The sequence below is a fragment of the Pseudogemmobacter bohemicus genome, from assembly GCF_003290025.1.
In the GTDB taxonomy this organism is placed as follows: Bacteria; Pseudomonadota; Alphaproteobacteria; order Rhodobacterales; family Rhodobacteraceae; genus Pseudogemmobacter; species Pseudogemmobacter bohemicus.
This window is the reverse complement of record NZ_QNHG01000002.1, coordinates 581,315-605,254: the sequence shown is the minus strand read 5'-3', so window position 1 is coordinate 605,254 and position 23,940 is coordinate 581,315. Positions and strand designations below refer to the sequence as shown.

21 protein-coding genes are annotated in these 23,940 nt (G+C 64.3%); 12 read left to right on the top strand and 9 right to left on the bottom strand.

Going from position 1 to position 23,940, the window contains the following annotated elements; all coding sequences use genetic code 11:
- Positions 1–7: 7 nt before the first annotated feature.
- The 3 genes from DRF71_RS10930 to DRF71_RS10920 form a co-directional block, all read right to left on the bottom strand.
- A complete protein-coding gene (locus tag DRF71_RS10930; RefSeq protein ID WP_112310573.1) occupies positions 8–1,921 on the bottom strand; it encodes a beta-N-acetylhexosaminidase in 1,914 nt (637 codons plus the stop codon).
- Positions 1,922–1,936: 15 nt separating this feature from the next.
- Positions 1,937–2,722 carry an SDR family oxidoreductase gene (locus tag DRF71_RS10925; RefSeq protein ID WP_232831451.1) on the bottom strand — a complete coding sequence of 262 codons (786 nt, stop codon included), beginning with the start codon at positions 2,720–2,722 and terminating at the stop codon, positions 1,937–1,939.
- Between the two features lie 66 nt (positions 2,723–2,788).
- Entirely contained in the window at positions 2,789–3,688 is a 900-nt protein-coding gene (locus tag DRF71_RS10920; RefSeq protein WP_112311263.1) for a MurR/RpiR family transcriptional regulator, read from the bottom strand.
- Positions 3,689–3,907: 219 nt separating this feature from the next.
- Here DRF71_RS10920 and DRF71_RS10915 point away from each other — a divergent pair, with 219 nt between their 5' ends.
- The 10 genes from DRF71_RS10915 (at position 3,908) to DRF71_RS10870 (ending at position 14,653) form a co-directional block, all read left to right on the top strand.
- A complete protein-coding gene (locus DRF71_RS10915; protein WP_112310572.1) occupies positions 3,908–4,414 on the top strand; it encodes a hypothetical protein in 507 nt (168 codons plus the stop codon).
- Between the two features lie 2 nt (positions 4,415–4,416).
- The gene (locus DRF71_RS10910; protein WP_112310571.1) at positions 4,417–5,937 is read left to right on the top strand and encodes a M81 family metallopeptidase; all 1,521 of its coding nucleotides are present in this window, start codon (positions 4,417–4,419) and stop codon (positions 5,935–5,937) included.
- Positions 5,934–7,052 carry an alanine racemase gene (locus DRF71_RS10905; protein WP_112310570.1) on the top strand — a complete coding sequence of 373 codons (1,119 nt, stop codon included), beginning with the start codon at positions 5,934–5,936 and terminating at the stop codon, positions 7,050–7,052. The genes DRF71_RS10910 and DRF71_RS10905 overlap by 4 nt, the downstream gene beginning before the upstream one ends.
- A 2-nt stretch (positions 7,053–7,054) precedes the next feature.
- A complete protein-coding gene (nagA, locus tag DRF71_RS10900) occupies positions 7,055–8,203 on the top strand; it encodes an N-acetylglucosamine-6-phosphate deacetylase (RefSeq protein ID WP_112310569.1) in 1,149 nt (382 codons plus the stop codon).
- Positions 8,200–9,108: an ROK family protein gene (locus DRF71_RS10895; protein WP_112310568.1), complete on the top strand. Its 909-nt coding sequence runs from the start codon at positions 8,200–8,202 to the stop codon at positions 9,106–9,108. The genes nagA and DRF71_RS10895 overlap by 4 nt, the downstream gene beginning before the upstream one ends.
- Before the next feature lie 168 nt (positions 9,109–9,276).
- Positions 9,277–10,437, top strand: a complete 1,161-nt coding sequence (locus DRF71_RS10890) for a Gfo/Idh/MocA family protein (protein ID WP_112310567.1) — start codon at positions 9,277–9,279, stop codon at positions 10,435–10,437.
- On the top strand, positions 10,434–11,321 hold the full coding sequence (locus tag DRF71_RS10885) for a carbohydrate ABC transporter permease (protein ID WP_112310566.1): 888 nt from the start codon (positions 10,434–10,436) through the stop codon (positions 11,319–11,321). The genes DRF71_RS10890 and DRF71_RS10885 overlap by 4 nt, the downstream gene beginning before the upstream one ends.
- Positions 11,322–11,324: 3 nt before the next feature.
- On the top strand, positions 11,325–12,194 hold the full coding sequence (locus tag DRF71_RS10880) for a carbohydrate ABC transporter permease (protein ID WP_112310565.1): 870 nt from the start codon (positions 11,325–11,327) through the stop codon (positions 12,192–12,194).
- A 31-nt stretch (positions 12,195–12,225) separates the two neighbouring features.
- Positions 12,226–13,443, top strand: coding sequence for an ABC transporter substrate-binding protein (locus DRF71_RS10875; protein ID WP_232831450.1), 1,218 nt, complete (start codon positions 12,226–12,228; stop codon positions 13,441–13,443).
- Between the two features lie 100 nt (positions 13,444–13,543).
- Positions 13,544–14,653: an ABC transporter ATP-binding protein gene (locus DRF71_RS10870; protein ID WP_112310564.1), complete on the top strand. Its 1,110-nt coding sequence runs from the start codon at positions 13,544–13,546 to the stop codon at positions 14,651–14,653.
- A 3-nt stretch (positions 14,654–14,656) separates the two neighbouring features.
- On the opposite strand, the gene DRF71_RS10865 is transcribed toward DRF71_RS10870, so the two are convergent.
- Genes DRF71_RS10865 through DRF71_RS10840 form a run of 6 tightly spaced genes read right to left on the bottom strand, consistent with a single transcriptional unit; the run spans position 14,657 to position 21,356 of the window.
- Positions 14,657–15,778, bottom strand: a complete 1,122-nt coding sequence (locus DRF71_RS10865) for a RuBisCO large subunit C-terminal-like domain-containing protein (RefSeq protein ID WP_112310563.1) — start codon at positions 15,776–15,778, stop codon at positions 14,657–14,659.
- Positions 15,778–16,779 (bottom strand): transketolase family protein, encoded by a 1,002-nt coding sequence (locus DRF71_RS10860; RefSeq protein WP_112310562.1) that lies wholly within the window; start codon positions 16,777–16,779, stop codon positions 15,778–15,780. The genes DRF71_RS10865 and DRF71_RS10860 overlap by 1 nt, the downstream gene beginning before the upstream one ends.
- Before the next feature lies 1 nt (position 16,780).
- On the bottom strand, positions 16,781–17,710 hold the full coding sequence (locus DRF71_RS10855; protein WP_112310561.1) for a transketolase: 930 nt from the start codon (positions 17,708–17,710) through the stop codon (positions 16,781–16,783).
- 53 nt (positions 17,711–17,763) lie between these two features.
- Entirely contained in the window at positions 17,764–18,801 is a 1,038-nt protein-coding gene (locus DRF71_RS10850; protein WP_112311261.1) for a substrate-binding domain-containing protein, read from the bottom strand.
- A gap of 33 nt (positions 18,802–18,834) precedes the next feature.
- The gene (locus DRF71_RS10845; protein WP_112310560.1) at positions 18,835–19,851 is read right to left on the bottom strand and encodes an ABC transporter permease; all 1,017 of its coding nucleotides are present in this window, start codon (positions 19,849–19,851) and stop codon (positions 18,835–18,837) included.
- Entirely contained in the window at positions 19,848–21,356 is a 1,509-nt protein-coding gene (locus tag DRF71_RS10840) for a sugar ABC transporter ATP-binding protein (RefSeq protein ID WP_232831448.1), read from the bottom strand. Before DRF71_RS10840 ends, DRF71_RS10845 begins: the two co-directional genes overlap by 4 nt.
- Before the next feature lie 190 nt (positions 21,357–21,546).
- Between DRF71_RS10840 and mtnK the strand changes: the two genes are divergently transcribed.
- Positions 21,547–22,812: an S-methyl-5-thioribose kinase gene (gene mtnK, locus DRF71_RS10835; protein ID WP_232831446.1), complete on the top strand. Its 1,266-nt coding sequence runs from the start codon at positions 21,547–21,549 to the stop codon at positions 22,810–22,812.
- Positions 22,809–23,915: an S-methyl-5-thioribose-1-phosphate isomerase gene (mtnA, locus tag DRF71_RS10830; RefSeq protein WP_112310557.1), complete on the top strand. Its 1,107-nt coding sequence runs from the start codon at positions 22,809–22,811 to the stop codon at positions 23,913–23,915. The genes mtnK and mtnA overlap by 4 nt, the downstream gene beginning before the upstream one ends.
- Positions 23,916–23,940 lie beyond the last annotated feature (25 nt).

Sequence of the window (23,940 nt, the reverse complement as noted above, 5' to 3'; positions counted from 1 at the left end):
CAGCCTCCTAGAGTGTCGGATGCAGCCGGGCCTGGGCGGCAAAGCGCAGCCAGTCCTTGTTCCCGGGAAGGGTCCAGCCGGCCTCGGCCACCGCCAGCAGGCGCGGGAAAACAAGGTCGTTGAACCAGGCATCGGTGGTGAAATGCTCGCACCAGATACAGGCCTGGACGCCCTTCATATGATGCGCGAGACCCTCGGGGAAATCGCCCGCCGCCTCATATCGGTAGCTTTGTTCCGGCCTTACCGGCCCGGCCCAGCCGGCGCCGTTTTCCAGCCAGTCCGGCCCCTGCACCATGTCGAGGTAATAAGCCTGGCCCGGCGTCATCACCACATCATAGCCTTCGCGCGCCAGCGCAATCCCGATTTCGGGCTTTTCCCAGGCCATCAGCAGGGTGTTTTCCGGCGGCACCCCGCCGCCATGCGCGACCTCGTTCCAGCCGACAAGGATCTTGCCGCGCGCCTCAAGCATCGCCTTGATCCGGCGCAGGAACCAGCTTTGCAGCCCGAACGTCCCCGCCAGCCCCTCGCGCTGCATCAGCACCCGCGCGCGCGGGCTGTCGAGCCAGGCATTCCGCGCCACCTCATCGCCGCCGATATGGAACCAGCGCGACGGGAAGATCGCACAAAGCTCGTCGATGATGGTTTCCAGCACCGTGAAGGTCTCAGGGATTCCCGGGTTAAAACCGTTATTCGGGAATCCCTGGACCGGGTGATAGCTTTCCGGCGGCTCATCCGGGTCAACGAGTTGCGGCAGCGCGGCGACAACCGAGGCCGCATGGCCCGGCGTCTCGATCTCGGGCATCACCTCGATGCCAAGGCCGGCCGCATGAGCCACCAGCGCGCGCATCTCATCCTGGCTGTAATGGCCCGAGACCCGGCCCGGCCCGTCGCCCAGCTGCGGCGGCATCAAGGGCAGACCGGCCGCGCGCGTGGTGCCGATGCTGGTCAGCTCCGGATAGGCGAGGATCTCGGCCCGCCAGGCCTCATCATCGGTGAGATGCCAGTGAAAGCGGTTGAAGCGGTTCCAGGCCATGATATCGACCACGCGCTTCACCTGATCAAACCGCCAGAAATGGCGCGAGCAATCCAGATGGCAACCGCGCCAGCCATAGCGGGGCGCATCCTCGATACTGCCGCTGGCCGGAAAGCGGAATTTCGGGTCGCTGAAGGCGCCATGCAGCATCTGCGCCAGCGCGATCAGCCCGTAACGGCGCCCCAGCGCCGAACTGGCGGTCAGCGTGATCGCTGCGCCGAAATCCAGCCGGAAACCCTCCTCGGGGATCGCGGCGCTATAGGCGAATGCCACCTCCCGCGCGCCCGGACAGGGCGAGAGCTGGAACACCCGCCGCCCCGCCGGGAAAAGCCGGCGATGCAGCTCTGCCACCGAAAGCGCCAGCCGCTGATCGGCCAGGCTGGTGCCGGGCGCGAGGTGCAGGATCACGGGCGGCGGCTCTGTCTCTGGCCCCGCCGCCGCCGTGATCGCATTCGGCCAGGGGATCAGCGCGAAAGGCAACGTCAGCCGCCCCTCGGGCAGGCGGGGCGGCGGCGGGGCGGGGATCGAAGAGCCAGACATCAGATCGCCGGTCACACAATCCACATGGCTGCCATCCGCCAGCGTGACCCAGGCCGTCTTTGCCGCATCATTGCGGTGAAAGGGCGAGCGGTTCAGCCCGGTGATCGCAAAAGACCAGCTTTCACCCGGGGCGATGGCCACCCCCTCAGGCGGCGCGAAAAGGTGGAAATTCGCATGCCGCCCGGCGAGGCGCCCGCCGGTGATCTCATAGCCCGCCACCACCCGGGTGATCGAGGTCAGTGACAGCGTGAACCCCGCCAGCACATCCTCGGACAGATTGGTCAGCCGCAGCGACCAGGTGCCGGCGGGCAGCGGTGCCTCTGCCCAGGAGTTTTCCAAAATCAGCATCTGCGTTCTCCCGACTTACCAGTCCGGCGACTGGGTAAAGGTACGCGCCAGCGAAGGCGTGCCGGCGGTCAGCCCGCAATCGACCGGCAGGCAGATGCCGGTGATTGCCGCCGCCAGCGGTGAGGCAAGGAATCCCACCGCCTCGGCCACATCCCCGGGGCGCGCGATGCGGCCCAGCGGGTAATGGCGCGCCGCCTCGGCAAAGACATTGGGATTCTGTTCGGCGCGCGCCTCCCAGGCGCGGGTGCGGACGGTGCCGGGCGCCACCGCATTGGCGCGCAGGCCATGGCGGCCATATTCCACTGCGATCAGCTGCGTCAGATGGATCATCCCGGCTTTGGCGGCGGAATAGGCGGGGTGGCCATAGACGCCCAGCCCGTTGACCGAGGCGATATTGACCACCGACCCCTGGCCTGCAATCAGCTGATCCGCGAGCGCCTGAAAGGTCAGGAAGGCAGCATCAAGGTTCAGCGCCCGATCCGCCTGCCAGTCCGCCACCGTGGTCGAATGCAGCCCCGCAGCCTTTACGCCGCCCGCATTATTGACCAGCGTGACCAGCTGACCCAGGCGCGCGGCCCCGACAGCCAGCGCGGCGCAGCTTGCCGGATCGGTCACATCGCTCTGCCAGGGCAGAAAGCCCTCGCCCAGCTCTGTCGCGGCGCTGGCTGCGGCGCTGGCATCGAGATCGGTCATCAGCACGAGGTCATGGTCCTGGCGCAGGCGCCGGGCAATGGCGCGGCCGATATCACCGGCGGCGCCGGTGACGACAGCGAGACGCGGAGCAATGGGGCGCGGGTCCAAAAGTCACATCCTTCGCGGCAGGATGACAAAGACCAGAGGGCGGCCGCCAGCGCCCCCGGCCCGGACTCAGTCGCCCAGCAGCTGGCGGTCGTCGCCGTCGCGGTGGCGGATCAGTTGTTCCTTGATGCCGCGCAGGATCCGCGCAGAGCGGGGCTTGTCGGCATAGGCAACAAGGTTCGCGATGATATCGACCACTGCGAGGAAGGCGAAACGGGTCGATGTGGCGCGGAAGATATTGCGCCCCTCGGGCAGATCGACCGGGATCACCACATCGGCGGCCTCGGCCACCGGGGTGCCGGTCTGGGTGATCGCGATGGTGGGAATGCCGCGCTCACGCAAAAGCCCGAAGCAGCGCACCAGCTCGTGGTTGCGGCCAGTGAAGGACGAGCCGAACACCACCGTCCCCGGCTCGGCCGCTGCCGCGATCATCAGATGCATGCCGTGATCATTCGAGGCCGAGATGCGGATCCCCAGCCGGAACAGCCGGTTCTGCAATTCATTCGCGATCATCGCCGAATTGCCGCCCGAGCCGAAAGCATGCACCATCTGCGCCTCCGAGATCAGCGCCACCGCGCGTTCCACTGCGGTCAGATCCAGCGCCCGATGCATCTGAAACAGCGCGTTCTGCGCCTTGGTCACGATATCCTCGGCCACTTCGGCCGGGGTCGAGGTCACCGATTCCGGCTTGAGATAGCGCAGACCGACATAGGCCGAGCGCGCCAGCTGCACCTTGAAATCCGAAAAGCTGGAGCAACCCAGCCGCCGGCAGAACCGCGTCACCGTCGGCGGCGACACGCCCGCCCGCGCCGCGATCTCGGTGATCGAGGCATTGGTCGCATAGGTCACATCCGCCAGAACCACCTCGGCCAGGCGCTTTTCCATGGTGGAAAGCCGCCCCTCCTCATCGCTGAGCGCCGAAATCAGTTCCGGCGAGGTCTGGCTGATGGTCTCGTTCGGGCTGTTCATTCGGATCTCCATGACCATAAGGCTGCGGGCCGCGCCCATGCGGTCGCAGGCCGGGGCGGGGCAGTTTCACCCCCCAGGAAACCTGTCAGAACGGCCTGGTCAAGCATGTGCTGGAGTCCGAAATTAATTTTCGTTTCTTCTTGACATTTAGCCATGATCCTTTCGAATACTCCAGATAATAAGCGGACAAGCTGAAATAATTTTCACGGAGCGAGCCAAATGACCGCAGAGCGCGACCCGTTCGCGAACCCTTTTCCCAAAGCGGACAAGGATCGCAGCGCCATTTGGGAAATGCTGGTGCCCCGCGATATCGACGCCTGGACCAGTGCCGACTGGGACAGGGTGGCGGGTGACTTCAGCCAGGGGCCCTTTATCGGCCTTTCGGGCAATCATCAGCCCGACCCCCAGGGCTTTACCCTCGCCTTTCCCAGCCTGGCGCTTTACCGCGAGGAATGGCTGCACCAGGCACAGGCCCATCTGGCCGACCGCGCCGCCGGGCGGTTTGACGGCGATCCGCGCCCGCATATCTACGCCGCCACCCGGCTGGAAGAGATCGAGATCACCGGCGATGCCGCGCTGGTGCGCAAGAAGTTCAACGGCTGGCTGCCGCGCGCTGATGGCAGCCGCGACCGGATGAACTGGCAAACGCTCTATATCTGCCGCCGGGAAAGTGGGGACTGGAAGATCGCGGGCTTTGTGGGCTATCTGCCTCATATCAGGGATTGATCATGGCCAGCAGCAGCAGCCCCAACGGCACCTCCAGGCGGATCTTCGTGGCGGCGCTTGCCACCGAAACCAACACCTTCTCGCCCATTGTGATCGACCGCAAAGGATTTGAGGATTCGCTTTACGCAGCCCCGGGCCAGCATCCGGTGACACCGACCCTGTGCACCGCCCCGATCCCGGTCGGGCGGCGGGTCTGCGCGGAAAAGGGATGGGCGCTGATCGAGGGCACCGCCGCCTGGGCCGACCCGGCCGGGCTGATCTCGCGCGGCGCCTATGAGGGGCTCAGGGACGAGATCCTCGCGCAACTCCACCGCGCGCTGCCGGTGGATGCGGTGGTGCTGGGCCTGCATGGCGCCATGGTGGCCCAGGGCCATCTGGACCCCGAGGGCGACTTCCTGACCCGCATCCGCGAGATGATCGGCCCGGATGTGATCCTCTGCGCCGAGATGGACCCGCACAGCCATCTGACCGCCAAACGCGTCGCCGCGCTGGATTTTTTTACCGTCTTCAAGGAATTCCCCCATACCGATTTCGTCGAGCGGGCCGAGGATCTCTGGCGCATCCTGACCGACACGCTCGAAGGTCGGGTTACGCCGGTGGTCTCGGTGTTTGACTGCCGGATGATCGACGTCTTTCCAACATCACGCGAGCCGATGCGCAGCTTTGTCGACCGCATGACCAGGATCGAGACCACCGATCCGAAGGTGCTTTCGCTGTCGGCGATCCATGGATTCATGGCCGGCGACGTGCCTGAAATGGGCACGAAAATGGTGGCGATAACCGATGGCGATGCCGCTTATGGCTCGGCTTTGGCCGAAGAACTCGGCCGCATGCTCTTTGCCAATCGCGGCAAGCATATGATGCCGCAGATCGACGAGCACGAGGCCGTCTCGCGCGCGATGGCGGCAACGGCCTGGCCGGTGGTGATCGCCGATATGTGGGACAATCCGGGCGGCGGTACGGCGGGGGATGCCACGGTCATCCTCAAGGAATTGCTGGCGGCGCGCGCGCGGGGCGTGGCGATCGGCACCATCTGGGATCCGGTCGCGGTGCAGCTGTGTTTCGTGGCTGGCGAAGGCGCGGAAATGCCCTTGCGCTTCGGCGCCAAATCGGCGCCCGAGACCGGCGAGCCCTGTGATGCGCTGATCCGGGTCGTCCGGCTGAATGCCGGGGCCGAGATGCGCTTTGGCGAAAGCATCGCGCTCTTTGGCCCGGCGGCGCGGATCGCGCTTTTGGACAATACCGGCCAGGAAACCGGGATCGAGGTCATCCTCAACACCGTGCGGGTGCAAAGCTATGACCCCTCGCTTTTCACCGCGCTCGGGATCGACCCGCTGGCGCAAAAGATCCTCGTGATCAAATCGACCAACCATTTCTACGCAGCATTTGCACCCATCGCTGCGGAAGTGCTTTATTGCAGCGCCGGGAAACCCTATCCGAATAATCCGGCAACCAATCCCTATCGGCTGGTCCGGACGGATATCTGGCCGCGCATGGAAGACCCTTTCGGAGAGGCGCAATGAGCGTTCCACCCCCAGATTTTGCGGCATCCGGTTTTCCCTGGCCCGAACCGGGCACCCCGCTGGCAGATCTGCCCACACCGCTGCCGGTGATCGACGAAGACCGTCTCGCCGCCAATATCGCGCGGGCGCAGGAGTATATGGCCGCGCATGGGCTGAATTTCCGCCCCCATATCAAGACCCATAAGATCGCCGCCATAGCCCGCCAGCAGATCGCGGCCGGAGCCGTGGGCATCAACTGCCAGAAGCTGACCGAGGCCGAAGCCTTCGCCGCTGCCGGTTTCGACGATATCCTGATCACCTATAACATCCTTGGCCCGGCGCGGCTGGCACGGCTGGTGGCGCTGAACGCTCAGGTGGCACATCTGGCGGTAACGGCGGATTCTGCGATGACGGTGGCCGGGCTGGCCGCGGCTTTTGCGGGCGCGAAACCCCTCACCGTGCTGATCGAATGCGATACCGGCGGCGGGCGCTGCGGGGTGCAAACGCCTCAGGATGCCTTCGCGCTGGCGCAGCAGATCCATGCGGCGCCCGGCCTGACCTTCGGCGGGTTGATGACCTATCCCGCGCCAGGCGCCGCCGCCCGGGTCGAGACCTTCCTGCAAGAGACCATGGCGCTGCTGGCGGCGGTCGGCATTCCCTGCCCGATGCGGACGAATGGCGGCTCGCCCGATCTTTGGCAGGCGCATCTGGTGCCCTCGGCGAGCGAACACCGCGCCGGAACCTATGTCTATAATGACCGCTCGATGGTCCGGGCCGGCGCATGCGCGCCAGGGGATCTGGCGATGCATGTGCTGGCCACCGTGGTCTCGCGCCCTACGCCCACGCGGGCGGTGCTTGATTGCGGATCAAAAGCGCTGACCTCGGACCTTCTGGGCTTTACCGATTACGGCGAGATCGAGGGTCTTCCCGGCGCGCGCATCACCGGGCTGTCCGAGGAACATGCCGTGGTCGATCTGAGCGCCTGCACCGGCGCCCGGCCAGAGGTGGGCGATCTGGTGCGGGTGGTGCCGAACCATACCTGCGTGGTCTCGAACCTTTTCGACCGGATGGTGTTCCACAAAAACGGCGTGGTGACCCGGGTGGAGCCGCTGGCGGCCAGGGGCACGGTCTGGTGAGCATGGGAAGCGGAACCTTTCACGTCGCAAGGATCTTCGATGGCGAGGCCTGGCACCAGAATGCCGCGATCAGTATCAAAGCTGGCCGGGTCACCAGCATCCTCCCCTCGCATGAGGCGCCCGAGGGCCCGCGCCTGCCCGGCCTGATCGCGCCGGGTTATATCGACCTCCAGGTCAATGGCGGCGGCGGGGTGCTCTTCAACAATGACCCCACGCCAGAGGGCATCCGGGCGATCTGCGCCGCCCATGCCGGCCTTGGCACCACCGCGACCATGGTGACGCTGATCACCGACCGGCCGGATGTCACTGCCCGCGCGGTCGCGGCTGCCGGGGTTGCGGACTGCCCGGGTTTCCTCGGGCTGCATCTCGAAGGCCCGCATCTGTCGCTGGCGAAGAAGGGCACCCATGACCCGGCGCTGATCCGGGCGATGGAGGCAGCGGATCTTGCCGCGATCCTGACCGCAGCCGGGCAGCTTCCGCATCTGATCGTCACGCTGGCGCCGGAATCGGCGACGCGGCGGCAGGTTCACGCCCTTGCCTCGGCAGGGGTGACGGTCAGCCTCGGCCACAGCGATTGCGACCATGACACCGCACGCGACTATATCGCGGCGGGCGCCGGCATGGTCACCCATCTTTTCAACGCGATGAGCCAGCTGGGCCACCGCGCCCCGGGCCTCGTGGGCGCCGCGCTCAGCCTGCCCGGCCTCTGTGCCGGGCTGATCGCCGACGGCTTTCATGTTGCCGATGCGGCGATGCTGGTCGCGCTCAGGGCACAGCCGGAGGGGATTTTTCTGGTATCGGACGCGATGGCGACGGTGGGCAGCGATCTGACGGGCTTCACCCTGAACGGGCGGCAGATTTTCCGCAGCGCGGGGCGGCTGACGCTTGCCGATGGCACTCTCGCCGGCGCCGATATCGCGCTGGCGGATGCGGTGCGCTATTGCCACCAGCGGCTTGGGCTTGACCTGGCGGCGGCCTTGCGGCTGGGGTCGGCGGCACCGGCAGCGGCGCTTGGCCTGGCTGATCGCGGCCATTTGCGCCCCGGCGCCAGGGCGGATCTGATCTGCCTTGATGAAGGGCTGAACGTGACCGGCAGCTGGATCGCGGGCCGCCCCGCCGGCGGCACCCCTTCCGGGGGGATGCGGCCATGATCCTTTGTTTCGACATTGGCGGCACCGCGATCAAGATCGCCGAGGCCTGGAGCCTGGAGGATATCCGCCCCAGAGGCCGTGTGCCGACCCCGGGCCAGGATTTCGCGGGTTTTACCGCCGTTTTGCAGGCCGCCATCGACGCCGCGCCTGAGCGGCCCGAATGCCTCGCCTTTTCCATTGCCGGGGTGATCGACCCCGAAACCGGGCAGGCGACAGTGGCGAATATCCCCTGCCTGACCGGGCGCCGCCTCCAGGCCGAGCTGGAGGCACGGCTTTCCCTGCCGGTGGTGCTGGGCAATGACGCCGATTGCTTTGCCCTGGCCGAGGCCGCCATCGGCGCCGGGCGCGGCCATGCGGTGGTGTTCGGCATCATCCTTGGCACCGGGGTCGGCGGCGGCATCGTGGTGCGCGGAGACCTGATCAACGGCTCGGGCGGCTTCGCCGGCGAATGGGGTCATGGCCCGGTGGCACAGCGGATCATCGGCAACACCGTGCTGCCCGCCTTTCCCTGCGGCTGCGGGCTGACCGGTTGCCTCGACGCGGTCTGCTCTGCGCGCGGCATGGAGAAACTGCATCTGACCCTGAGCGGCGAGACCTCCACCGCCGAAGAGATCATCGCCGCCTGGCAGGCGAGGGCGCCGGCGGCATCCCGCAGCATCGGGGTCTGGCTTGAGCTGCTGTCCGGGCCGCTGGCCATGGTCCAGAACATGCTCGGTGCCGGGGTTATGGCGGTGGGGGGCGGCCTCTCGAATTCCCGCCCGCTGCTGGCGGCGCTGGATGAGGCCGTGCGCGCGCGCGTCCTGCAAAAGTTGCACCGCCCGCTGATCGTTCCCGCCGAATGCCCTATCGAGCCCGGCCTTGTCGGCGCAGCAGTGCTTGGCCTTAACCGCCTGCGCCAGCCCTGACCCCGCGCAGCCCTGCCCTGACGGCCCTGTTTCGGGGCTTCGGCCGATTTTTCACCGCAGACATGAAAACAAATTACATATTTTAGGGCGAATGCAGAAAATTCATTGACGCAATGCCGCGCAACCCTCCATTATGCAGAAAAAGAATTTCTCCGCAGGGAGCAAGTAATGCGAGTCGCGATCATCGGCCTCGGCTTTCGCCTCGGCTATCTTGGACATGTATTCCGGGAGATGGATCCGGAATTCGAGATCGTGGGCTACTACGATCCTGCCCCCGCCGGCATGGCGCAGCTGATCGAACATGGCATATCGCCGGGCATTTCCCATGCCAGCCCCGAAGCGCTGATAAAAGCCGGCGGCTTTGACCTTCTGATGATCGGCTCGCCGAACCATTTCCACCTGGATCACATCCGCCTGGGGCTTGAGGCCGGAGTGAAGGTTTTCAGCGAAAAGCCCATCGTCTCGTCGATTGAGGACACTTATGCCCTGGCGCGGCTGCTGGCGCGTTACGGCCATGAAAACCTCTCGGTCGGCCTCGTCCTGCGCTATGCGCCGCTGTACCGCGACGTGCTGGCGGCGCGCGATGCCGGCACGCTGGGGAATATCGTCTCGGTCGAGGCAGCCGAGCATATCTACCCGTATCACGGTGCGTTTTTCATGCGCGACTGGCGGCGTTATGAGAAATGGTCCGGCAGCTTCATGCTGGAGAAATGCTGCCATGATCTCGACCTCTATAACGGCCTGATCGGCGCGCGCCCTGAGCGGGTGGCCTCTTTCGGTGGCCGGAAGACCTTTATCCCGGCGAATGATCCCCGGACCTACGGCGTCAATGACATGGATCTGTTCCACAAAAAGCCCTCGGGCTGGAACGGGTCGGACAAGGTCTTCGATTCCGATGGCGATATCATCGACTATCAGGTCGCGATTGTGGAATACGCGAATGGCGTGGGCATGAATTTCCACACCAATCTGAACGCGCCCGACCAGTTCCGTCGCTTTGCCGCCTTTGGCACCAAAGCCCAGGCCGAGGGCGATTTCATTCGCGGCTTCTTCCGCGTGACCGATGTTCTGTCGGAAAAGCGGCTGATCGACCGCGAATACAAGGCGACGGCGCTGTCGCAGCATTACGGTGCCGATGAGGAAATGGCCGCCGGGATCGTGGCAAATGTCACCAAAGGCGCGCCGCTGCCGGTCTCGACGCTGGACGCGCTGGAGGCGGGGGTGCTGGCGCTGTCGATGGATCAGGCGCGGCATTCCCGCCAGGTGGTCGATCTGCGCCCGGTCTGGGACCGTTATGACGAGGCCCTGACGCGGAAGGGGGCCGCATGACCAGCTCACGCGCCGCCTGGATCTTCGCCTGGACGCTGCTGGCGCCGGCGATCCTCTATGTGCTGGTAATCGTGGCCTGGCCCCTGGTTGAGACCTTCCGCCTTTCCTTTACCGATGCGTCCTTGCGCAAGGTGACCAACTATGTCGGCACCGCCAATTACGAGAAGATCTTCAACGAGACCTTCCTCGGTGTGATCTGGCGCACCTTCACCTGGACCTTCTTTTCGGTGGCGCTGAAGATGATCATCGGCACCTTTGGCGCGGTGCTGCTGAACGCCGCCGTGCCGGGCCGGCATCTGTTCCGCATCCTGACCATGCCACCCTGGATCGTACCGATGGCGATTGGCATCTTCATGTGGGGCTGGATGTATAACGGCCAGTTCGGGATGATCTCGGGGCTGTTGCAGCGCTTTGGCCTGACCGACGGGCCGGTGGCCTTCCTGGCTTACGGCGAGACCGCCTATTGGGCCACCATCGTCACCGATGTCTGGATCGGCGTGCCGATGGTGACGATCTATTTCCTCGCCGCGATCCAGGCGATCCCGAAAGACCTCTATGAGGCTGCCTGGGCCGATGGCGCCAGCCGCTGGACCCGCTTTCGCCGCATCACTTTGCCTTTGATGATGCCGGCCGTCATCACCATGTCGATGCTGTCGCTGATCGCGACCTTCAACTCCTTCGACATCATCTGGATCCTGACGCAAGGCGGGCCCTCGGGCTCGACCACCACGATGATCATCGACACCTATCACACCGCAATCGGGTCGAAAAAATACGGCGAGGGCGCCGCGAGGGCTGTGGTGATCTGCATCTTCCTGTCGCTGTTCTGCCTCGCCTATTTCCGGGTGACGCGAAAGCTGCAGAACCTGGGCGGGAAGGAGTGATCCATGGCGCTGTTCCATGACAGAAACACCCCGATGATCGACCGCTACCGCTGGTGGGAGGTGATCGCGATCTATGCCGGGATCTTCGTCTTCCTGTTCTTCCTGCTGGCACCCTTTATCGAGGGTTTTCTGGTCAGCCTGAAACCGCTGGCAGAGCTGTTTTCGACCCCTTACAGCTTCTGGCCGGAAAACGGCTCTTTCACCGCCTATGTCACCATGTGGGAAAGGGTGCCGGGCTTTGCCTGGTATGTGTTCAACTCCTTCCTGATCTCGACGGTTTCAACCCTGATCGTGCTCTTGCTGGTCGTGCCCGCCGCCTATGCCTTTGCGCGCTTTGATTTCCGCGGCATGGGGCTGGTGCTGGGGGGGTTCCTTGCGGTTTCCATGTTCTCGGGCGCGGTGCTGCTGATCCCCTTGTTCCGGCTGATGCGCTCTCTGGGCATGCTCAACACCTATTGGGCGATGATCATCCCGGGCGCCGCCTTCCTGATCCCCTCGGCGATCTGGCTTTTGCGCACCTATATGATGCGCATCCCGAATGAGCTGAACGAGGCCGCCTGGACCGATGGCGCCAGCCAGTTCTACACCTTTCGCCGCGTCGTCCTGCCGATTGCCAGCCCCGGTATCATCGTGGTCGCGATCGTCACCTTCATCGGCGCCTATTCGCAGCAATTCATCTTCGCGCTGACCTTCAATTCCAAGACCGAATATATGCCGCTGCCGATTGGTCTTTATGCCTTTTTCGGCAAGCAGGACGTGGTCTGGAACGAGCTGATGGCCGCCGCCTTCGTGGGCATCGCCCCGGCAATGGTCATCATCTTCTTCCTGCAAAGATATCTCGTCGGCGGTCTGACCGCTGGTGCGGTGAAATAACAAAAACCCTTCACAACCGGGAGTATGTGACGTGTCGAACCTGTTTCAGAAAAGCCTGATCGGCGTGGTGCTGGCCTGTACCACCGCCCTGCCCGCTTTGGCCGAGGAAATCAGCTGGATTTATTGCGGCGACAAGATGGACCCGGTCCATGAGAAATATATCAAGGAGTGGGAAGCCGCCAATGAAGGCTGGACCGTCAAGCCCGAGGTTGTCGGCTGGGGCCAGTGCCAGGACAAGGCGACCACGCTCGCGGCCGCCGGCTCGCCCGCCTCGATGGCCTATGTCGGCTCGCGTACGCTGAAGGAATTCGCGCTGAATGATCTGATCGTCGAAGTGCCGATGTCGGACGAGGAAAAGGCGGGGTATTACCCGCATATCGTCGACACCGTGACCTTTGACGGCACCCAATGGGGCGTGCCGATCGCGTTTTCGACCAAGGCGCTTTACTGGAACAAGGGTCTGTTCAAAGAGGCCGGGCTTGATCCGGAAAAGCCCCCGACCACCTGGGCGGAAGAGATCGAATTCGCCAAAACCATCAAGGAAAAAACCGGCAAGGCCGGCTATGGCCTGCCCGCCAAGACCTTTGACAATACCGTTCACCAGTTCCTGCACTGGGTCTACACCAATAACGGCCAGGTCATTGATGCCGAAGGCAATGTGACCATCGACAATGCGGATGTTCTGGCCGCGCTCCAGGCCTATAAGGACATCACGCCCTACTCGGTCGAAGGCGCTACCGCCTATGAGCAGAACGAGATCCGCGCGATCTTCCTGGATGGCCAGGTGGGTATGATCCAGGCCTCGGTCGGCGCGGCCTTCCTGCTTGCAGATACCAAGGTCGAATGGGGTGTCACCGACCTGCCGCTGGGGCCTTCGGCCAAGGGCAAGGGCACGCTTCTGATCACCGACAGCCTTGCGGTGTTCAAAGGGTCGGGCGTCGAGGAAAAAACCATCGAATTCGCGAAATTCATCACCTCGTCCAGGGTTCAGGAAGAATATGAGGCCGGTGGCGCCGCCGGTCTGACGCCCCTGCGCCCCAGCCCGGCGGTGGATGCGATGCTGGCGGCCTCTCCCTATTGGAAACCGTTCATCGACGGGATCGAATTCGGCGGACCCGAGCCTTTGTTCACCGATTACAAAGGCTTCCAGAACGTGATGATCGAGATGGTCCAGTCCGTCGTGACCGGCACCGCAGAACCGCAGGCGGCGCTGACCAAGGCCGCCGCTGCACTGGAAGAGTATAAGTAACAGCTGCGGGACCGGCTTTCTCTTTCTGGCCGGTCCCGGCCCTGTCACGGCGGCATCTCTCCCCTGCCGCCGTGAACCCCGCATTGAAAGGATCCGCTCTTTGGGCCAGTTGTCGCTGAAAAACGTGGTGAAAACCTTCGGCCAGTTCGAGGTCGTGAAAGGGGTCAGTCTCGATGTGGCCGAGGGCGAGTTCGTCGTCTTTGTCGGGCCTTCGGGCTGCGGGAAATCCACGCTGCTCAGGATGATTGCCGGGCTGGAACATACAAGCTCGGGCGATATCGTGATCGACGGCAAGCGGGTGAACGATCTGCCGCCGGTGAAACGCGGCATTGCCATGGTGTTCCAGTCTTACGCGCTTTATCCGCATATGAGCGTCTTCGAGAATATCGCCTTCCCGCTGCGTGTTGAGAGGGCGCCCGAGGCGGTGATCCGCGAGAAAGTCACGGCGGCGGCCAGGATCCTGCATCTGGATCAGCGGCTGCAACAAAAGCCCGGCCAGCTGTCCGGCGGTCAGCGCCAGCGCGTCGCCATCGGCCGCGCCATCGTGCGCGAGCCCGGGATTTTCCTCTTTGACGAGCCGCTGTCGAACCTCGATGCCGCCCTGCGCTCGGATATGCGGATCGAGCTCACCCGGCTGCATAAACAGCTGGGTGCCACCATGATCTATGTCACCCATGACCAGATTGAGGCCATGACCATGGCCGACCGGATCGTGGTGCTGAATGCGGGCTATATCGCCCAGGTCGGCGCGCCGCTTGAGCTGTATCACAAACCGCAAAACACCTTTGTCGCCGGCTTCATTGGCAATCCGCGGATGAATTTCCTGCCCGTGACCTGCACCGCCGCCACCGATGCCGGCGCGGCGATCGACTGGCAGGGCAAGGCGGTGACGATCCCGGTCGATGCGCCCCCTGATGCGGTCGGAAAGACCCTGTCGCTGGGCATCCGCCCCGAGCATCTGCTGCTGACCGGAGGCGAGATGACCCTGACCGTGACGCCTTCGGTGGTCGAACATCTCGGCCAGCAAACCATCGCCTGGGCCAGCCAGGGCGAGGGCGCCGCGCCCTTCTGCACCGTCCTGCCCGGCGATCAGCATGTCGTCGCGGATCGGCCGGTGACCATCGGCTTCAACGCCGCCGATTGTCATCTGTTCGACGAAAACGGCCAGGCGCTGGAGCGGCGGTTCACCCCCGGCAGCGCGGCGGGCTGAGGCTCAGCTCTCTTCGGCCCGGTCGACTGCCTCACGCATCGCGGCAACGGCCAGGTGGATATTGGGCGGATCGGCCAGCAGGCTGCCGCCCAGCAGATAGACCACATCCTGGCCATACATCCGCACCATATCGCCGGCGCGCCCAACGCTCATGCCGCCGCCCGGGCTGGGGAGCGTCAAAGCCCCCGGCCCGGCCGGATCACGGCAGGCATCGGCAATCTGGCTACACTCTGCGGCTGAAAAGCCGAAACGTCCCCCCACATTCGGGAAAACCGAAATATCCGCCCCTGCCAGCCTCGGAAGCGTGCCGAAAATCACCCCGTGATCCATGCCGGTATCGGGCGACAGCACCCAGGGGCCAAGGAAGGACGGATGCGTCATCACCGGCAGGTCAAGCCCCGCATCCCGCGCGATCCTATGCACCATGCCAAAGCCAAGAAGCCCCGGCATAACGATGGCACCCCCCGCCCCGGCATCCCGCGCGAACCTGAGCCGCGCCTCGATCTGATCGGCGGGGCCTGAGAGGTTCGGGATATAGATCGCGCTGCGGCCATGGTCACGATTGGCGCGGGCCACGGCTTTCGCCACCGCCTCGACCCGCGCCTCGAACGGCGCTGTGGCCTGGCCAGCAAGCCCATGATCTTCCTTGATGATATCGGCACCACCCCGCACACAACCCGCCGCCAGCGCCGCGAAAGCCCCGGGCGGCTGGCCCATCGGTTTCAGCACCGGCGCGATCATGCCGCCCTTTGCACGACCCACCCGCGCGCGGATGCCTCTGATCCCGAAACGCGGCCCCGGAAAGCGCTTCAGCATGGTCTCGCCCGGCTCGACCCCGGTGACACGGATCCCCTGCTGGATCGAGCTGTTGCCGAAAACCACATTCAGGAACTGGCTGAATTCATCCCCGGCACTGTCGGGCGAGTAAGAGATTTTTGCCTGAAAGACCCCCTCGGTCAGGGTGCCGACCTCCTCGACCCGACCAAGGATTTCATCCTTGACATAGCCTTTGGGCACCACCGCCCGCGGGATCTCGACCGTCTGCTCCAGCGCGACGGCCTCCGCGCGGGCGCGGGCATCGGCCAGGTCTGCGGCGCGGATACGGTAGGTGACGGTGAAACGCATCAAAGCGCCTCGGCCTTGACCACCGAATGCACCGCCTCGACCCGGACCGCACCAAGTGCCTCCTCATCAATGCCGGTCTGTTGACCGGTCAGACGCTCTGCCGCGCGAACAAGGCTCAGCGCATCCATACCGTAATAGCGCATGAGATAATGGCGCGAACCGCCATGCGCATAGGTGTCCTGCAAGCCCAGCCGGATCAACCGGCGCGGCAGCCCCGCCTCGGCCAGCGCCTCACCCACCATCGAGCCGATGCCGCCGGTCACCAGGTGGTTTTCCAGCGTGATGACGCCGTGTTTCACCGCCTCCGCATGGCCGAGGATCGTCGCGGCGTCGAAGGGTTTCAGCGTGTTGAGATGCAGGTGCCGAACCGAGACCCCCGCCCGATTCAGCGCAGCCCGCGCCCGGATCGCCTCTTCGGTGGTGATGCCGGCGGTGATGATCAGCACATCCGTGCCTTCGGCCAGCACCCGGATCCTGCCGATCTCCAGCGGGGTATCGAACAGGCGCGGCACCGCGCCGCGCAGGATGCGGCAATAGACCGGACCATCAACGCTGTCAGCGGCGGCAACGATGCTCTCGACCTCGGTGGCGTCGCCCGCTTCCAGCACGGTCATATTCGGGATCGTGCGCATGACCGAGATATCCTCGATCGCCTGATGCGTCATGCCGCCCGGCGTGGTGATGCCGGGCAGGAAGCCCATCAGCCGCACCTGGCGGCGCGGATAGGCGATGGAGGCCATCAGCTGGTCATAGGGGCGACGGTAGAGGAAGACGCCAAACGAATGCAGGAAGGGCCGGAAGCCCGCCAGCCCCAGCCCGCCCGCGAAAGACAGCATGTTCTGCTCGGCCATGCCGAGCGAGAGGAACTGGCCCGGGTGCCGGTCGCGAAAGCCGTCGATCTCGCAGCTGGAGGTCAGATCGGCAGAGAGGCAAAGCACCTCGGGGTGCTGCACCGCGTAATCCTCGAAGGCTTTGGCATAGGGGCGGTTTACCATTTCCATCTCAGTGCTCCCCCAGATCGACAGGCTCGATGCCAAGCCCGGCGGCGATGGCGATGTTCATCTCACAGCGTTCCTCATCGGATTTGAACCGGACGTAATGCAGACGCGGAAAGCGACGCATGAGGAAGTCCATGCCTTTCGTGGGGCTGGAATGGGCGAGGATGATCAGCGGCTGGCCCGCATGGGGCGTGGCTTTGGCCTCGCGCAGAGCGGTCAGGTCATGGGCATCGACCTCGGCGACCACAGCGCCGAAATTGCGGAATTTGGTGGCGATGTCGCCGACGGTCATAACAGAATCCATTGCGCCGTCGCATTGCTGACGGTTGACGTCCATCAGCGCCCAGAGATTGTCTATACCGTGATGGGCGGCGGCCTGAACCGCCTCCCATGTCTGGCCCTCCTGGACCTCACCATCCGACATATAGACGCAAACCTCGCCGGTCTCGCCTTTGCGTTTGCGGCCCCAGGCGAGGCCGGCGCCGGTGGAGAGCCCGATGCCGAGCGTGCCGTTATGCACCTCCATCCCCGGGGAATGTTCGGCGCCGATCATCTCGACCGAAGATCCGTCCTGGTTAAACATTTCCAGCCCTTCGGGGGCCATGCGACCCACCTCGATCAGGCAGGCATAAGCCACCAGCGCGTAATGGGCAGGCGCGATGAACAGCCGGTCATGCACCATGTCAAAGGGCCCGTTATAACCGGCGCCGGTGCGGTAATCATGGTTACCGGCAGAGGGCACGCCACCAAAAGGCGGCGGCACCAGCGGCATGGTCGAGGGGCCGAGATTGAGCGCCTCGTTGTAAAGAAACGCCAGCTGTTCGGCAGCGGAACAGGCCTGGCTCAGATAGCCGCCATTGTTGCGCATCGTGTGCTCAAAAACGCGGCAGCGGATGCCATGGGCCACATCTTCGGTGGTTCGGGAATTTTGCATCTGTGGCCTCATCGCGGAAAGGCGGGGCCGGACAGGCCGGCCCCGGTCAGTGTTCAACGTGCGGGCAGCTTCATCCAGGGGCTGACCGAGACCTCGGCATGGACAAAGGCCGGCATCTTCGCGCCCAGCTCTTCCATATTCGAGATGTTCAGCTCATTCAGTTCGGCCTGGGTGATCAGCGTCGGCGGAACGATGACCTGTGCGCCGACCTCTTCGCCCGCCAGCAGCTGCGCGAGCGTGCGCACCGAGACCTCACCCACCACGGCGGGGTTGGTCGCGGCGGTGGCTTTCCAGCTGGAGCCTTCCTCGCGCATCAGCGCGATATCGGCGGTCGACACGTCCGCCGAATAGATCGCCACATCCTGACCCATGCCGGCCTCGTCGACGGCGATCTTCACGCCCTTGGCGAATTCGTCATAGGGGGCAAAGACGACCTGGATGTCGGGGTTGGCAGACAGCACCGAGCGCGCCTGGTTCGCGACCGAATTCGCGATCGGGTTGTCCATGGTGCCGAACATCGCTTTCTCGGTGATGCCCGGATATTTCGCCTTGAACTCTTTCCAGGTCTCGTCGCGGCGGTCAAGCGGCGCAATGCCGGGGACATAGACGTAACCGGCGGTCCAGGTCTCACCCTGATCCTTGATCGCCTGTTCCAGCGCCAGACGTGCCAGGTCGCGGTCAGACTGTTCGACCTGCGGGATGGCGGCGTTTTCGACATTCACGTCGAAAGCGACGACCTTGATTCCGGCATCGACGGCGCGCTGCGCGGCCTCTTTCATCGATTCGGTCAGACCGTGCTGGATGATGATGCCATCAACCCCAAGCGCGATGGCCTGATCGACCATATCGGCCTGCAAAGCCGCATCCTGGCGCGAGTCAAACACCTGGAGGCTGACGCCCAGGGCCTCTGACTGCTTTTCCACACCCGAAAGATAGGCCTGGAAGAAATCACCGGTGGAAAGATAGCGCACCAGCGCGATCTTCACCTCGCCCGGCTTGTCGAACGGCGCCGGCGCATCCTGCGCCACCGCCAGCCCCGGGATCAGCGCGACCCCGGCCAAAAGCCCTGCAAACATCCGTCTGGAGATCATGGTTTCCTCCCTCTTCTCCATTATTCGGCGTGACTAGCCGCGCGCCCGGCCTCCCCGACCGGAAAGCGCGAAGGTAAAAACGAGGGCGACGACGAGAACGGCGCCCTTGATGAAATCCTGGGTGTAATAGGGCGCGTTCAGCATCGTCAGACCCTGCAAGAGGATGCCGACAAACAGCGCACCGATGGCGGTGCCAAAGGCGTTCGGTTTCGCGGCGCCCAGCACGGCAAAGCCGATCAGCGCGGCAGCGACCGCATCCAGCAGCAGGTTGTTCCCCGAGGCCACATCGCCGCGCCCCAGCCGCGCCGACAAGAGGATGCCGCCGAAAGAGGCCAGTGTGCCCGAAATCACATAGGCCAGCACGCGATAGAAATTCACGTTGATCCCCGCGAGGCTCGCGGCTTTGGCGTTCGACCCGATCGCATACATCACGCGGCCATGGCGGGTCAGTTCAAGAAACCCCCAGACCAGCAGCGCGATCACGATCAGGAACACCACCGACAGCGGCACCAGATCATCCAGGATGAAATCCAGCCGATGCCGCCCCAGCATCAGGAAGCCGGGCGAGAAGACCCCGCTCGCGGTGCTGCCATCAGGCAGCGACATACCGGTCGAGATGGAATTTCCTTCCGTCGGGATGCGCTGCAGCCCCATCAGCAGGAACATCATTCCTAGCGTCGCCAGCAGATCCGGCACCCGCATCTTGACGATCAGCAGCCCGTTCACCAACCCGACAAAGGCCCCCATCGCCAGGCAGAACACCACCGCCTCGACCGCGCCCAGATCCCAGATCACCATCGTATAGGCCGAAAGCATCAGGGCCGAAGTCGCCACCGCCCCGATGGACAGATCAAACCCGCCGACCACCAGCGTCGCCGTCACCCCAAGCGCCAGAATGCCGGTGATCGCAACCGATTGCAGGATGAACACGCCGCTCCGCGCGGTCAGGAAGGCCGGCTGCGCGATGGAAAACCCGATCACCAGCCCTGCCATCAGGATCAGAAACCCGTAGCGGATCGCGAAATCGGTAAAATTGAAGTCTCTTTTCATGCGACATGTCCTGCGGCGGATTCGGTGACCTGCGCCATGACAAGGCCAAGGTCGATATTCTGGTTGCGATGGGCGCCGATGATCGAGTGCTCGCTCATCACAAGGATGCGGTCCGCGACCTCCAGCGCCTCGTCGATCTCGGCGCAAAGGACGAGCGTGGCACGCCCCGAGGCACTGGCGCGGATATGGCGACCGATATCGCGGCGGGCCTGGATGTCGACGCCCTGGAAGGGTTCATCGAGGATCAGAAGGCGCGAGGCTTCGGCCAGCCAGCGCGCGACCACGACCTTTTGCTGATTGCCGCCGGAAAGCGTCAGGATGCTGTCCTTCGGGCTCTGGCAGACGACCCCCATCTCACCGATCATCCTTGTCGCGGTGCCGCGCTCGGAGCCGGGGCGGAGCAGCGCCAACAGCCCGGCATGGCGCGACAGGAAGGGCAGCGTCATATTGCGGGTGATGTCGAATTCCGGGATCACCGCATTCAAAAGCCGGTCCTTGGCCGAAAGGAACACCCCCGCTTTGACCGCCACGCCGGGATTCTGCGGCGTATAGGCGCTTCCGTCCAGGGTGATCTGCCCCCCGACCGCGCGGGAGACGCCGTAAAGCACCTCGGCGAAGGCCGACTTCCCCGAACCAACGAGGCCGGTGATCGCAACCACCTCATTCTCATGCAGGCTGAGGTCAAACGGCACCGAATCGGGCCGCAGACGCAGCGCGCGCGCCTCGATCACGGCGCGACCCTGGGGCGGAATGGCGATATCGACCTCGGTGATCTCATGGCCCAGCATGGCGCGCACCGCGCCAGCGTAATCAAGGGTATCCCCCTCGAACTGGCCGGAAATCTGACCGTCCCGCATCGACACGATCCGGTCGGCAAGGCGGCGGATATCCGACATGCGGTGGGAAATATAAAGGATCGCCACCCCCTCGGCCCTGAGCCGGTCGATCAATGTGAACAGGCGTTCCGTTTCTGCCGCCGAAAGCGACGAGGTCGGCTCGTCCAGGATCAACAGCCGCGGGTGATGCGACATGGCCCGCGCGATGGAAACCAGCTGGCGGTCAGCCAGCACCAGCTCGCGCACCGGGCGCGAAACATCGACCTCCAGCCCCACGGCACCGGCAATCCGCCGCGCCTCTTCACGCATCCGGCGGGTATTCAGAAAGAAGGACGAGCCCGCAGCCAGTTCATCCAGCAAGAGGTTCGAGGCCACGTCGAGATCGGGTGCCACACCGTCATTGATATTCTGATGCACCGTCACCACCCCGGCCCGCAGCGCAGCGGCCGGGTCTGGCGGATCAAAGGGCATACCGTCCAGTGTGATCTGACCCGCATCCCGCCGCTGCACGCCGCAAAGAATCTTGACCAGCGTGGATTTCCCCGCGCCGTTCGCGCCCATCAACACGGTGACCTTGCCCGCCGGCAGGGTCAGATTCACCCCGCGAAGCACATGGTTGCGCGCAAAAGATCGGGTCAGCCCCGTAATAACGATGGCATCCTGCGGCACGGTGGTCTCCTCTCCCATCCCCAGGCTATCGCTGTGATTATTCAAAAGTCAATAACGTTTGACAAATGCCGGAAGAATGGAAATTCTGAGCTGCGAAGCCAGTGGGCGGCAGGAGGAATCCGCCCATTGGCCGAACAGGACAAGGGCCCTGCACCTTCCGCGCAAGGCCCCGATTCCGGGAGGAGAGACCGTGATTCCGTCTGATTACCGGGCGCTGACGCCCGAGACGCTGCCAACCCGTCTGGGCGGGCTGGATGTGTTGCTGGACCGTGTTGGCCCGGCTGACAGCTGGCAGGTCGAGGAGGTTGGCGATGGCAACCTGAACCTTGTTTTCATCCTGCGCGGCAGGCTGGGCGCGGCGATTGTGAAACAGGCGCTTCCCTATGTGCGGCTGGTGGGGGAATCCTGGCCGCTGCCGCTGAAACGCAGCTTCTTTGAGTATAACGCGCTGATCCGGCAGGAGGCGCGCGACCCTGGCTCGGTGCCCGAGATCTGGTATTTCGACGAGACGCAGGCCATTGTCGTGATGGAATTCCTGACGCCCCATATCATCCTGCGCCATGGGCTGATCCAGGGAAAACGCTACGAAAACCTCGGCGAAAGACTGGGGGAATTCTGCGCGCGGACGCTGTTCCGGGGCTCGGATCTCTCGATGAAAACCGCCGACAAAAAGGCCGATCTGGCGCTGTTTGCGGGCAATGTCGAGCTGTGCGATATCACAGAAAACCTTGTCTTTTCTGACCCGTACTTCAATGCCAGTCTGAACCGGCACACGCCGGGGCTTGAGGGTGCCATCGCCCGGATCCAGGGCGATATGACGCTGAAAGTCGCGGCGCAGCATCTGAAAATGGCCTTCACCTCGCAGGCCGAGACGATGCTGCACGGGGATCTCCATACCGGCTCGATCATGGTCTCAGACGACGATATCCGCGTGATCGACCCGGAATTCGCCACTTACGGCCCGATTGGCTTTGACGTGGGCATGCTGATTTCCAACTTCCTGATGGCCTTTATGGCGCAGCCCGGGCATGAGACGACACCCGGCGCAAGGGCCGTCTATCAGGACTGGCTGCTTGCCGTCACCGAGACCATCTGGACCATGTTCGAGGCCGAATTCACCCGCCTCTGGCGCGAAGAGCGGAGTGGCATCCTCTACCAGGCGACACTTTACGAGGATCAGGGCCACAGCCTCGCCAGCGAGATCGCCCGCACCGAACGCCTCGGCGCGATCTGGCGCGATGCGCTTGGGTTCTGCGGGGTCGAGATCCATCGCCGCGTCCTTGGCCTCGCCCATAATGCCGATTTCGAACGGATCAGCGACGAGCCCACCCGCGCCGCCTGCGAGACACGCGCGCTGGCGCTTGGCACTGCGCTGATCCATGGCCGCAATGGCCTGACCGGAACCCCTGCCGTGCTCGACCTTGCGCGGCGCATTGCCCAGGAGAACCACCTGTGAAGATCAATGGCAAACCCTACCGCTCGATCTGGCGCGAGGCGACGGGCCAGGTGATGATCATCGACCAGCGCTGGCTGCCGCATGAGCTGCGCATCGTACCTTTGACCACGCGCGACGATTATGCGGTCGCGATCCGCGATATGTGGGTGCGTGGTGCGCCGCTGATCGGGGCGACGGCGGCTTACGGCGTGGCGGATCAGATGGCGCGCGACCCCTCGGATGCCTCCCTCACTGAGACCTGGGAGGTGCTGCACGAAACCCGCCCCACCGCGATCAACCTCCGCTGGGCGCTGGATGAGATGGACCGGCTGCTGCGCCCGCTGGCGCCCGGGGCCCGCGCGGCTGCGGCGGCGAAACGCGCCGACGAGATCGCGGATGAAGATGTCGAGATCAACCGGCGGATCGGGGAACATGGCCTCGCGCTGATCCGCGAGATTGCGGCCAGAAAGCCGGGGCAACGGGTCAATATCCTGACCCATTGCAATGCGGGCTGGCCCGCGACGGTCGACTGGGGCACCGCGACCTCGCCGATCTATCACGCCGCCCTCGCCGGCATTCCGGTGCATGTCTTTGTCGATGAGACGCGGCCCCGCAACCAGGGCGCCCAGCTGACCGCCTGGGAGCTGAACTCGGCGGGCGTCAGCCATGATCTGATCGTCGACAATGCAGGCGGCCATCTGATGCAGCATGGCGAGGTCGATCTGGTGATCGTCGGCACCGACCGCACCACCGCCCAGGGCGATGTCTGCAACAAGATCGGGACATACCTGAAGGCGTTGGCGGCAAAGGCCAATGGCGTGCCTTTCTATGTCGCGCTGCCCTCGCCCACCATCGACTGGACGGTGGTGGACGGGGTGAAGGAAATCCCCATCGAAGAGCGCTCGGACACCGAGGTCACCCATGTCCAGGGCAAAGACGCCTCGGGGAAAATCATCCAGGTGCAGATCAGCCCCGACGGCACAGGCGGCCGCAACCCGGCCTTTGACGTGACACCGGCGGCGCTGGTCACCGGCCTGATCACCGAGCGCGGTGTTGTGGCCGCAGATGCGGACGCGATGGAGGCGATGTTCGGCGATCTGAAGGCCGCCGCGCTGAAACGATGATGGCACAGGAATGGGCTGGCGCGGG